This window comes from Acinetobacter sp. YH1901134 (assembly GCF_013416965.1).
In the GTDB taxonomy this organism is placed as follows: Bacteria; Pseudomonadota; Gammaproteobacteria; order Pseudomonadales; family Moraxellaceae; genus Acinetobacter; species Acinetobacter amyesii.
Genome location: NZ_VPEW01000001.1, coordinates 148,482 through 161,798, shown reverse-complemented (window position 1 = coordinate 161,798; position 13,317 = coordinate 148,482). Strand labels below are relative to the sequence as shown.

General features: G+C 40.6%; 8 protein-coding genes. 4 read left to right on the top strand and 4 right to left on the bottom strand.

Translation table 11 applies throughout. From position 1 onward, the window contains the following. Positions 1–32 precede the first annotated feature (32 nt). The 4 genes from FTV50_RS00735 to FTV50_RS00720 all read left to right on the top strand — a co-directional run bounded on the left by FTV50_RS00735 (position 33) and on the right by FTV50_RS00720 (position 6,713). Positions 33–623 carry a hypothetical protein gene (locus FTV50_RS00735; RefSeq protein WP_257223838.1) on the top strand — a complete coding sequence of 197 codons (591 nt, stop codon included), beginning with the start codon at positions 33–35 and terminating at the stop codon, positions 621–623. Positions 624–669: 46 nt separating this feature from the next. Next, a complete protein-coding gene (locus FTV50_RS00730) occupies positions 670–1,773 on the top strand; it encodes an efflux RND transporter periplasmic adaptor subunit (protein ID WP_180023165.1) in 1,104 nt (367 codons plus the stop codon). Between the two features lie 23 nt (positions 1,774–1,796). Next, positions 1,797–4,901 carry an efflux RND transporter permease subunit gene (locus FTV50_RS00725; protein ID WP_180023164.1) on the top strand — a complete coding sequence of 1,035 codons (3,105 nt, stop codon included), beginning with the start codon at positions 1,797–1,799 and terminating at the stop codon, positions 4,899–4,901. Positions 4,902–4,997: 96 nt separating this feature from the next. Continuing rightward, on the top strand, positions 4,998–6,713 hold the full coding sequence (locus FTV50_RS00720; RefSeq protein ID WP_180023163.1) for a proline--tRNA ligase: 1,716 nt from the start codon (positions 4,998–5,000) through the stop codon (positions 6,711–6,713). Between the two features lie 62 nt (positions 6,714–6,775). On the opposite strand, the gene FTV50_RS00715 is transcribed toward FTV50_RS00720, so the two are convergent. Genes FTV50_RS00715 through FTV50_RS00700 form a run of 4 tightly spaced genes read right to left on the bottom strand, consistent with a single transcriptional unit; the run spans position 6,776 to position 13,099 of the window. Further along, positions 6,776–8,077, bottom strand: a complete 1,302-nt coding sequence (locus tag FTV50_RS00715) for a hypothetical protein (RefSeq protein ID WP_111884918.1) — start codon at positions 8,075–8,077, stop codon at positions 6,776–6,778. A 50-nt stretch (positions 8,078–8,127) separates the two neighbouring features. Then, on the bottom strand, positions 8,128–10,308 hold the full coding sequence (locus tag FTV50_RS00710; protein ID WP_180023162.1) for a DUF6160 family protein: 2,181 nt from the start codon (positions 10,306–10,308) through the stop codon (positions 8,128–8,130). Between the two features lie 30 nt (positions 10,309–10,338). Next, positions 10,339–11,028, bottom strand: coding sequence for a hypothetical protein (locus FTV50_RS00705; RefSeq protein WP_111884916.1), 690 nt, complete (start codon positions 11,026–11,028; stop codon positions 10,339–10,341). A 10-nt stretch (positions 11,029–11,038) separates the two neighbouring features. Beyond that, complete coding sequence (locus FTV50_RS00700; RefSeq protein ID WP_180023161.1) at positions 11,039–13,099, bottom strand: hypothetical protein; 2,061 nt, start codon at positions 13,097–13,099, stop codon at positions 11,039–11,041. Positions 13,100–13,317 lie beyond the last annotated feature (218 nt).

Genomic DNA, 13,317 nt, shown 5'->3' with positions numbered 1-13,317 from the left:
TTGGCCTTAAACATTTCTCAAAAAAAGTCATCCTGACGACTTGTTTACTAGCTTATACCCCGCTTTTATTTGCTGCACCAACCAATTCGCAGCAACCACAAAAGGCGACTTGGTATCGTTACTATGACAGTAAAGGCATAGCAAACATCAGTACCAATGTGACACCAAATCACATCCGCTATGGTTATGAAGCACTTGATCAAAATATGCAAGTGATTAAACGTAACCGCCCCTACAATGCTGAAGCTGACGTTAGACAAGCTCCTCAGCGTGCTGCCCAAGCACGTCAGCAAGCGTCAGATATCAAACTTAAAAAAGCCTATACTAATAGCCGAACTGCAGCCATTAAAAAGCGTGATGCACTGACTGGTATACGTAAACAGATCGTGTTTGAACAAGAACAATTAAAACAATTACAAAATGATCGTGTATTATTTGTTCGCCAAGAACGTGAACATTTTCGAAAAGGTGAAACCGTTCCGGCAAAATTAAAAACAATGTTGGATAATAATCAAAAAAATATGGTAGCGAAAAAAGAATACATTCAATCGTTACAAACTCGCTATCGAAATACAGAAGCTGAATACGACAAAATTATTACGCGTTTAAAAGCGATGGAATAAACTTGTTATTCAATTGCTTTTGTAGACCGCTGATATAAGGACCATTATGCACTCTGCACAGCAATCATCCCCATTTTTAAAGCTTAGCCTGCTTTGCATAAGCCTGACTTTGGCTGCATGTCAAAAAGAAGATCCGCAGCAAAGTGTTAAACCAGAAAATAAGATTGAATTGATTCAACAAGATCTGGTCACGATCGAACAAGGCAACGCCATTTCAAAAACAGCCTTTACAGGTACCATTCGGGCGGTCAATCAGAGCAGTATTCAAGCCCAAGTCACTGCGACTGCAACCAATGTTAATGCAGAAGTCGGACAACGTGTCAGCAAAGGCCAAGTGTTGGTGCGTTTAAATAATCAAGACAATGCCGCACGTCTTGCTCAATCTCAAGCAAACCTTGCCTCCACGCAAGCTCAAGCCAATCAAGCCAAACTGATGATGGACCGTAAACAGCGTTTGCTGAATCAAGGCTTTATTTCCAAAGTAGAGTTTGAACAAAGTCGTGTCGATTACCAAGCTCAAATGGAAAATGTTCGTGCTCAACAAGCCAATGTCGATATTGCACGTAAAGCCAACCAAGACGGCACCATTTATAGCCCTATCCAAGGCGTGATTACCAAACGTGATGTTGAACCGGGACAAACAGTTGCTGCCGGACAAACCCTTTTTGAAATCGTCAATCCAGACCAATTAGAAATTCAAGCCAAATTACCAAGTGATCAGCAAGCTGCACTGAAAATTGGACAAAAGATTGAATATAGGATCCAAGGTAATAGCAATTTACTCACAGCACAAATCAGCCGGATTTCACCGATTGCCGATCAAGCCAGTCGTCAAATTGAATTTTTTGCAGCCCCAAATGAAACTATTACTTCATTAAGTATTGGTGCTTTTGTCGAAGGTCACATCTTAGGCACGGATAATATTTCAGGCCAAAAAATTCCACTCGATACCATTCAAAATCTAAAAGACCAACCTTACGTCTGGGTCATTCGTCAAAATAAAATTGCCAAAGTACCTGTACAAATTTTGAATCAGAGTTATAGCAATAACACCGCGATTGTTCAGGGCTTACAAAATAGTGATCTGATCAGCCGAATTAAATTTAATGATTCAGATATCAAACAAGATGTAAGTATCAGCCAAAATTAAAAGAATAAGGCAGGACAGTTGTTATGTGGTTAACCCGAATTAGTGTGAAATATCCTGTTTTCACCATCATGATGATGTTCTGTCTGATGGTGCTAGGACTCGCTTCTTGGCAACGTATGGGTGTTGAAGAGTTTCCTGATGTCGACTTCCCTTTTGTTGTTGTCTACACCAACTATCCAGGTGCTTCTCCTGAGTCTGTCGAATCTGAAATCACCAAGAAACTTGAAGATCAGATCAATACCATTTCAGGCCTCAAGCAAGTCATTTCTCAATCCAGTGAAGGTTTATCCACGGTTATTGTCGAATTTAATCTAGATGTCTCGTCCTCTGTAGCTGCACAGGATATTCGAGATAAAATTGCACCAGTAACCGCACAATTTCGTGATGAAATTGATGACCCGATTGTAGAGCGCTACGACCCTACTGCCAGTGCGATTATGTCGATTGTTTTTGAATCGAAGGACATGTCTTTACGTGATTTGAGCTCCTATCTCAATCAACGGATTGTGCCACAACTCAGAACAGTTCCCGGTGTCGGTACGGTCAATTTATTGGGTGATGCACAGCGTCAAATTCGTATTCAAGTAAATCCGCAAAAATTACAAAGTTTCGGGATTGGGATAGACCAAGTTATAAACACCCTAAAATCTGAAAATATTGAAGTTCCGGGGGGGACTTTAAAACAAAAGAACTCAGAATTGGTGGTCGAAATTAAATCTCGGGTTATTCACCCAAACTCATTCGGTGATTTAGTGGTTGCCAATAAAAATGGCGCGCCGATTTATCTCAAACAAATTGCCGAAATAGAAGATAGCCAAGCTGAAATGGAGTCGAGTGCTTATCTGAATGGTAAAACAGCCGTCGCTGTCGACATTCTGAGAAGTTCGGACTCTAATGTGATTGAGGTAGTTGATAATACCCGTAAAACCTTAAGTAAAATCCAACAGCAATTGCCGAAAGGCACGACCGCAGAAATTGTGGTTGATTCTTCAAAAGGTATTCGTGGCAGCATTAAAGACGTGGCACGTACGATTATTGAAGGTGCAGTACTTGCGGTACTCATTGTATTGTTATTTCTCGGCTCATTTCGTTCGACAGCCATTACAGGTTTAACCCTACCGATTTCGCTACTAGGTACCCTCACCTTTGTTTGGATTTTTGGTTTTACTATCAATATGATGACCCTACTAGCTCTCTCACTGAGTATCGGTCTCCTGATTGATGATGCTATTGTAGTACGCGAAAATATTGTCCGCCATGCCGATATGGGCAAGGACCACGTCACCGCTGCACTCGACGGCACAAAAGAAATTGGTTTAGCCGTATTGGCCACAACATTGACCATTGTCGCGGTATTTTTACCTGTGGCATTTATGGGCGGCATTATTGGGCGTTTCTTCTATCAATTTGGTGTAACCGTCAGTACCGCTGTACTGATTTCAATGTTTGTGAGTTTCACCCTTGACCCGATGTTGTCTGCTCACTGGGCAGAGCGCCACGATCCAAATAAAAAGCCGGGTAAAATCAAACGTTTTTTTAACTGGATTTCGGGCAAGCTCGACAACCTAAGCCATCATTATGAAAAATTACTCAAGCTTGCTTTAAAATTTAGGCTCATTACCCTTTTAATCGCCGTCGCGTCTTTATTTGGTGCATTAGGTTTATCCAAAATGATCGGAACTGAATTTGTACCCGTACCAGACAAAGGTGAAATTCGGATCAAATTTGAAACACCAGTTGATGCAACCCTTGAATATTCGCAGGCTAAGCTTAAGCAAGTAGATCGTATAATTCGCCAACATCCAGAAGTCAAAGCCACTTATGGTGCAATTAATAGTGCCACTGATCGGGGTAAAAACCATGCTAGCATTCGTGTCACTGTTTCACCACGTACGGAGCGTAGTCAAACATTAACGGATCTCAACAATGAATTCCGTACCCGCTTAAAACATGTAGCAGGTATTACCATTACCTCGATTGCCTCAGCTGATGAAACAGTATCTGGCGGCCAAAAGCCGGTTATGATCTCGATTAAAGGACCAGACTTAGATGAGTTACAACGCATTTCTGACCGCTTCATGAAAGAAATTTCGAAAGTCGACGGTATTGTCGACTTAGAAAGCTCACTCAAAGAACCTAAACCGACCTTAGGTGTACATATCAATCGCGTTTTAGCCAGTGATTTAGGTTTATCCGTCAATCAAATCGCCAATGTATTACGCCCTCTTCTTGCGGGTGATAATGTAACAACGTGGAAGGATGATAAAGGCGAAACCTATGATGTAAATTTAAGACTCACTGAAGATCAGCGTCGACTGCCAACTGACATTCAAAGCATGTACATCACATCACAAAAAACCGATGCTGCAGGCTTACCTATTTTAGTTCCATTGGCAAGTGTGGCAAGCTTTGAAGAAACACTTGGTGCTTCACAAATTAACCGTCGTAATCTGGCACGTGAAGTAATGGTTGAAGCCAACACAGCAGGACGTCCTGCGGGTGATATTGGTGCCGAAATCAATGAGATAGAGAAAAACTTCGACTTGCCACCAGGTTATAGTTTTGTCACGCAAGGTGCCAATAAAGATATGGCTGAGTCTGCGGGTTATGCAATGACTGCAATTACCCTCTCTATTGTATTTATTTATATTGTTTTGGGTTCACAATTTAATAGCTTCATTCACCCTGCAGCCATTATGGCTTCATTGCCCTTATCATTGATTGGGGTGTTCTTAGCCTTATTCTTATTTAATTCAACCATGAACCTCTTTTCCATTATCGGGATTATTATGCTCATGGGCTTGGTGACAAAGAACGCAATTCTACTCATCGACTTTATTAAAAAAGCCATGGATCATGGTGTAGATCGTTATGAAGCGATTATTGAAGCAGGTAAAACCCGTTTACGCCCCATTTTAATGACCACCAGTGCAATGGTGATGGGTATGGTTCCGCTTGCACTTGGTCTGGGTGAAGGCGGTGAACAAAGTGCGCCTATGGCACATGCCGTGATTGGCGGGGTGATTACCTCTACCCTACTAACACTTGTGGTTGTGCCGGTGATTTTTACCTATTTGGATGATTTCCGAAACTTCCTTGCACGTCAGGCCAAAAAAATCATGTCATAATGACAAAATCTAAAATGAGGTGACTTTGGAAAATGTTCACCTCATTTTTTATTGTATACTCTCCACTTTAACGCTTAATTTTTTAGGACAGTTTCCATGCGCGCGAGTCGCTTTTTATTTGCAACGTTAAGAGAAACCCCAAACGATGCTGAAGTTATTTCACATCAGCTTATGCTTCGTGCCGGGATGATTCGTAAATTGGCTTCAGGTTTATACACTTGGCTGCCGATGGGCGTTCGCGTATTAAATAAAGTTGAAGCGATTATCCGCGAAGAGATGGATCGTGCTGGTTCACTTCAAGTCCTGATGCCTGTCACTCAACCCGCATCTTTATGGGAAGAATCAGGTCGTTTCGTACAATATGGTCCAGAACTTTTACGTTTTAAAGACCGTCATAACAATGACTTTGTACTTGGCCCTACACATGAAGAAGTGATTACAGATCTTGCTCGCAATGAATTGAAAAGCTATAAGCAATTGCCTGCAAACTTCTACCAAGTACAAACTAAATTCCGTGACGAAATCCGCCCTCGTTTCGGTGTGATGCGTTCACGTGAATTCATCATGAAAGATGCCTATTCTTTCCATGTTGACCAAGCTTCTTTACAAGAAACCTATGACAAGATGTATGCAGCTTATTGCAAAATTTTCACTCGTTTAGGTTTAAATTTCCGCCCAGTTCAAGCGGATACAGGTTCAATTGGTGGTTCTGGTTCACACGAATTCCACGTCCTTGCGTCTAGCGGCGAAGATGACATCGCATTCTCTACAGAGTCAGATTATGCTGCTAACGTAGAAATGGCGGAAGCAGTATTAGTAGGTGAACGTGCTGCTCCGACTAAAGCACTTGAGATTGTTGATACACCAAATCAGAAAACCATTGCTGAGGTTTCTGAATTCCTTAAATCAGACCCTACTCAATCTGTCAAAGCATTATTGGTTCAAGGTGTTGCTGAAGAAGGTAAAGCTGCACCAGTGGTTGCCTTATTCCTACGTGGCGACCATGAACTGAATGAAATTAAAGCAGAAAAACACCCATTAATTGCTGCTCCATTAACTTTTGCAACTGAAGCACAATTAGCTGACTTAGGCTTAACTGCTGGTTTCTGTGGCCCTCAAGGCTTAACCGAAAAAGGCATTACCGTTATTGTTGACCGTGCAGCGTCTGTACTTTCAGACTTTGTTGCTGGTGCAAACCAAGTTGATAAACATGCTGTAGGTGTAAACTGGGAACGTGATGCACAATACACCGAAGTTTATGACCTGCGTAATGTTGTTGAAGGTGACCCTTCTCCAGATGGTCGAGGTACAATCTTGATTAAACGTGGTATCGAAGTTGGTCATATCTTCCAGTTGGGTCAAAAATACTCTGAAGCGCTTGGCTGCAAAGTTTTAGGTGAAGATGGCAAACCTCTCGTTGTGACTATGGGTTGCTACGGTATTGGTGTAACTCGTGTTGTTGCTTCTGCGATTGAACAAAACTTCGATGACAAAGGTATTATTTGGCCGTCTGCAATTGCTCCTTTCGAAGTTGCTATCGTGCCAATGAATGCACATAAGTCACCACGTACAATGGAAGCAGCTGAAGCACTGTATGCAGAATTAACTGCTGCTGGTTATGATGTGCTTCTTGATGATCGTAATGAGCGTCCTGGTGTTAAATTCTCTGATATCGAGTTAACAGGTATTCCACACCGTATTGTCATTGGCGAGAAAGGTTTGGATGCTGGTACATTTGAATACAAAGGTCGCCGTGATGAAGAATCAAGCAACCTCAGTAAAGAAGACCTTTTAGCGAAACTTGCAAAATAATTTGCGCTAAACATAAAAAATCCCGCTAGGTGCGGGATTTTTTATATCAAATATTTTAAGCCTTAACAGAATTTCAGCCCGCCGAAGCAGTTAGAACGAAACTCCTGTCCAGACAGTTTTAAATTGGTTAATGGGAAATCAATTAATGACGGGTTTTTAATCTCTTTAACATCCAAAGAAGAACCTGCAACACAACCAAAGAGTAAATCTCCACAGTTACGAACATTGGTACTTAGGTCATGGTTAATTCCGGCGATCGTTTGTTTCAATACTTCATCCGTAATCGCCACTTTATCTGATGGTGTAATACTGCCCAAATCGACTTCATCTTCCATCGCCAGCCACCACCCTCTTTCTGCTGCGACTGCAGCACCAGGCCAGAGTATTTTTTGAGCTTGTAAAGATAGCGAAGCAGGGTTATTTAGATAAAGTGCGTGAATCAAACCTAAACTTTGATTTACCGTAATATCGGTTTTTAGCCCAGTAAGATACCCCGTCACATCTTTATTCAAATTAATGTTTAAACCGAGTAAAGAGATTTGAGCTTCTAATGGACCACTAAAATCTAGACGATCAACAGTTCCTGTACCCTTTAACTGTACATCTGTCATTCGATTCCCACTTACAACAGTGGCTGGAATCGTAAAAGGAGCCGTGGTTGATTTTAAATTAAAAGAATAATTATCTGATTTGTAGTGAAGCGGTAGATCAACTTCAGCACCAAATAATGTCCCCTTAACAGCCCCTTCAATGTATTGCTGCGTAGAAGCATAGTCCATCACACGCTCGGCAGTTGTTGCAACACCCGCAGACGCTTTTGTTTTCATATAACCACTAAAGGTATTGATACCATTGGGTGTATTGCTATTTTCTGTACCTAATGTCATTAATCCAGAAATTTTTTCAGCGCTCAAACGAAAGCCCATCACTTCACGTGTTGCCGCTGATTTCGGATCTTTAATTGCAATTTCGATAAAAGGATTGGTCAGCAAAGCTGAAGTTGCCGCACGTTCATCCGACGTATAATTGCTATTTGCAGGCAAGCCACTCAGTGAAATATGATCAATATCAATATCACAAGCACCTGAGCCATTTGCACCACCACAACCCAATTGGAGCTTTTTAATATTGGCATTGAGCTCCATTTCAGCTTCCAAACCAAGTTTATAAAAGCCAACTTTGGATTGGTCAACGGCTTGTCCACTCTCATCCACAGAATTATACCCCTGCGTATATTCCATGGAGAGTAAAGCTTGACCATCAACTTTTGATAAGCTTTCATCATCTAAAGCCATCATTGCATGAGATAAGCTACTCATCGCAAATGTCGAGAATATCAAACCTCTGATTAACTTCTTTTTCATAACAAATTCCCTGTTCGTTATTTTATTTATTTGTTATTGATTTAATTTTACTAGCGTGGAGTAATCCCCATCGTACTTCGCATTGTTCCACCGGTTAGGGCAATATCCGCCATCTTTTGCATATTGCCATTTGTTAACATCGAAACTTCTGCACGAAACGCTTTAGACATATTATTGGTTGGATTGAATTTTACCTGATTATCAAACTCTACCGAATCTTGTTTCATTTTAATTCGAGCATCAAAGCCTAGATCGCCCTGCATTTTATTAATATTGATACTTGAAGCTGAAACGACACCGCTGGCATTTACATCTTCATTCATCAAACTTAAATAGCTTCCCATAACTTTTTGATCTTTCTTTTCAGCATCAGTTAATGCTTTAAATTCAAAGCTTCCACGGAAAGACAAATAGTTATTTTCTGCACTGTCATTTAGACCCGGCACTATAAATAGCTCACCCTTACCATCGAGTTTAAACGCAATATTCGTCAACACATCATCACGTTTAGAGAAATTATCTAAAGGTACTGTGGTCCCACATTTGGCAGAAGCTGTAGTCGCACAGTTATAGGTTGAACCCGGAAGTTGACCAATCGCTAACTCGGCATTAGCTGCAATCAATAAATTATCTGCGCGTACATAGATGCCATCATTTTCATAACCAATCACACCATCAGATTGAATAAGTGCATTGATGTTTCTTAAGCCGGCATAATAATTGACTTCTTGACCATTAATACCTTTTTTACCATCAATCAAAATAATAGAAGTTGTACTTGGTGTTCCTGTTTTTTTATCAACACCATAACCATCTGTGCTCATTACAAGGTTATAGCCAATACCTGATTTTTCAGCCGCATTTTTATAACTGTATTTTTTCTCTGATAATGCAACGTTAGCATTCATATTATAAATCGGGATACCAATCCCCCAACTATTGTCATTACTTGCAATTGCGGCAATTGAGTTATCAGAAATAAATCGTGCTGTACGCGCGATGGACTGAAAATCCATACCACGAATCGCCACTAGTGCAAAATTTCCGCCCGCCGTTTGATTTGACAGATTCTGGGTTAAAACATTATTGGTTAAACCTAATGTTGCTTTTAATTTATCATTTACCAGAAAATCAAGGCTTTTTGCTTGAATGGTATTGATATAAATATCGCCAAAATCAATATAGGCATTTTTATCAGCAACTAAAGACGTTAAATTAGAAAATTCAATGGCATAACTACCAATACCCGTATGGCCAATTTCTAAGGTTGTCGGTGCTTGACCTGCAACAAGGCTAGGATCATCCTTTGAAGTGAAATCCGCGCGCACACCTAAATGTAAACCACCTGAACCAACGGACTCATATCCTGAAGCTTTCGTTGCTAGACCAAAATCTTTAATTCCTTCTTGATTGGCATTTAAGGCAACTCGTGCATTAGTGACAGCACCCGATGCTCCCATACGAATTAAATTGCGCTGTGCACCACCATCGGTACCGTATCGTAAATCGATATTAACGCCGGGGTTTGTGGCATCGCTACGTGAGCTATGTACATCTGAAGTATCCTTAACCCGCCCCAAATTGACCGTATGGTCTTTGCTCCCTGTGGATTTTGTGGTGAGAACAATGCCTTCATCAGCTGCGACATACATATAACCTGAACCAGCAAAGTTAAAGTTAAAGTCCTTTAAGGTTACGCTATGTCCATTCATACCATGACTAATACTGGCATTTTGCAATTGAAATTCCATATACGCCGTATCATTACGGTTAAATAGACCATTGCTGGTTTCAAGTAATACTTTTAAAGGTGAAGATGTTGCAATCGTAAGTGAACCTAAATTTTGCGTAGGCGTTTGGCACGTTGCACCTTGACACAGCAACATAATATTTTGTGCAACAGCCGTAAATGGGCTGACACTCGCAGCTATACGCATGCCTACACCAGCACCCGTAGTCCCGACATCAAAATCTAATTTTGATGTAATGGTGCTTTGCCCAACGCCATCTATTTGCACATTGTGCAAACCCATTTTCATCTTATTTTGGTCAGTTGGGTCAACCCAATTTAACTGATCAACTTTGACTCTAGAAACTTCATGGGTAATCGAAATGCCATCTTGGCCAGTAACTGCACCCAAGCTTTCATCGGTCATCGCTTCAAAAGCATAGGCGTGTTGAGCAAGTAAAATACTGGTTGCGAGTGCCGTTAAAGTTGTTATTTTTTTCATCACTATATCCTTATATTCAGTCACAGCTGATTAACAGCGACCTGCACCATTTCCAGTGCAGTTAAAACTGAAGATGTTTAACTTTCCACTCATGTGCATGTTGCCATGCACATTAACACCCATAAATCCTTGTTCTGAACCACGATCAAAATCAGGCACTGCTAAAGTTGAAGTTGTTCCATCAGCTTTCTTTTCGGTATAGGTCGTATAAGTACTGGTATTTTCATAACCTTCCTTACCTGTCGTCCCTGTTTCCACCGCCAACGTAGCAAAACCTAAATTTCTAATTTTTAATGGCTTGTCATCATAAAATGTCAACTGCATAGCCGTTTGTGGATTGCCTTCACGATTGATAATCGTCACACCATCTAGTGAAAATTGATCGATCTGTAACGTTCCTTGAAACTGTTTAAACACCAACCATTTCTTATTACCATTTGCATCCACATGATTATTGGGCGCAAGTGCTAAGCGACAAAACTCATTGGATGAACATTGATATCCATAAAAAGCTTGAGTCGTTTTTCCATTCGCATCCATGATTGATATGTTGTTTTTTGACATATCATTGGCATATTGATGGTTTAAGGAAAGTGTCCAACTGAGATCTGCACCGCCTTGACCTGTTGCAGCGGTGAGTTCACTATTATCCATAGACACTAAACCTGCATGAGTTTGTGTCAGTGCAGCACAAACAACAGCGCATAAAATTTTATACATATAATTTCTCCTACAGCCCTGTTGTTCTTATTTTTAAGTGCTGAATCAAGACGCCATCTATGGCAACAGATCCTAAATTCGTGCTTTGTCCATTGACACCTTTAAAGACCACACCTGTCGCCGTATCCGTACTTTTTGCATTCAGCAGATTACCAGGCAAGCGCTCTACTGTACCGATTGCAATACTACTATGTGTTGCATTACGCCCTTGATATAGTGCTGTCGCATCTGAAGAATTTGCTTTTAACTCCGTACCACAACTATAGACGTTACAGGTTGAACCTTTAAAGTCAGCAGCAGTTAAGCCTGATGTACCTGTGGTATTTCCAGCGATATCTGTATAGTAAGTATAAATTTTACTGTATATAGAAGGCACGTTAGGAATACGTGTTACTTCCAAAATAATATTTCGACCTTCCGATCCCACAATAAAGGGTTGATACATATTGCCTAAAACTAAATTGATGTTTGGGCTATATAAATATAGACCTTCCGTTTCATGGAAAATCGGAGCGACAGAACGATCCATAGCGGGTGTCGCTGCAGTACCATCATCCAGTTCAGAACGTGCAGCTGTACTAATACGTATACCACGAGCATCTAAATCACCATCATTAATACTGAGTGATTCAGCACGATCGTTGGTATTAATACGAATTAAACTGGCTAAACCTAAGGTTTGGTTATAGTTGGTATTTGTTGATTTTAGGGTTTGAAAAATTCGAACTTGTGAACCATTAAAACTCAAACCATTCGCAACAATTTGAGTACGTAAACGATAGTCTTTATCTAAGCCACTGGTGGGCGCCCCTGTAATCGGATCGACGACATTACTTGAATTTAAAGACCGTGAAAATACATCCATCCACAAACCAAGCTTGATGTTGTTAGATGCATCATCTGCCGCAATTTTCTTTAATGGTGCCTCAATCGCTAAGTAACCAACATTCCCCTTATTATCTTTCGCAAATTGTTCAACATCTTGATTCCCCGCATGGAAAAGCCATGGGTTTTCTGCTGTACCCCAATTAAATCCTTGGTCTGTATAGCGCGTTGCTAATGAACTTTTGCCATTTTTATCTTTGCTATTGGACAGGGCTAAACCATATATAAATACATCTGCTTTCGATCTGAGACTCGATACGGTCGCAGTCGAAGCAATTTGTTTTGCTGTAATCTCAGCATTTTTCTTCACGGTTGCTAATGCTGCATCGCTTGCCTTTTGAGCTTCAAGCTTGGCATAGTCCGTTGCCAACTGATTGAGGGTTTCTGCAGCTTTGGCATTTAACTGAGCATCTTTTGTTGTATCAATAATATTTGAACGTGTAATTTTTCCCGAGACATAATTTTTATAAAATGTCGAAGTGGTCGGTAAATTACCCGTACTATTGTTACCGTATAGTAACTCAATCATTTCATAGGTATTTTTTAAAGCGGCAGCTTGAGACTTTTCTTTTAAGAACGGTGTAATTGATTCTTTCGTTGTGCCATCGTTTTCAAAAGATAAGCCAGCCGATGAACCATCATAATAATCTGCATAACGCTGATCGTAATATGCCTTCATCGTTGGTGATTCAAGATAAGACTGTACTAATCGGCCACGATATTCTGTTGAATATGTTGCTATGGTTTCATTGGTAATACGTGTAGCATTATTGGTCTCATAGGTGCTTTTAGAACTTAAGAAAGTGGAGTCATAAACACCGTTATAGCCCGTAACTCGGCCTTGCTGATAGGCATCAACATATGCAGCTTTATAGATTTTATCGTAAGCACGCTGGCCTAATTGTTCATAGTTTTCACCTGTAGGAATAATCCGAATAAAACCTGTATCGCTTTTCCCTGGATCAACCATACCTGACGCATAACTAGAAGCTGTAGAACGGTCATTTGGGCCTTGAAAGACCATTTTGAAATTTTCTAAAGTGAGTGCAACACCTTCACCAGTTGTGGCTGAAAGTGCTTCATCTGATAAATCTTGAAGCGCATATACAGATGGTGCAGCAAAAATGCTGACTGCGGCTGCTAAGCAACTCTGGCGGAATAACTTAGCCTGGGTGAATTGAGTCATCTCGACCTTCCTTTTATCAGATGCTCTGCATCTCTCTTATATTTATTCCTGAGAACTGGCTTTGATGTTATTGTCCATTTATTCCTTAAATGGAGACTTGTGATAGACCAGTCACTTAACTTTTTATTATGCTGAATAATTACTCAATTGCAAAAACTTCCCCACCGAATGGTCTATTTTCCGATGAATGACCCAACAAAAAAGCGGGCAAATTCGCC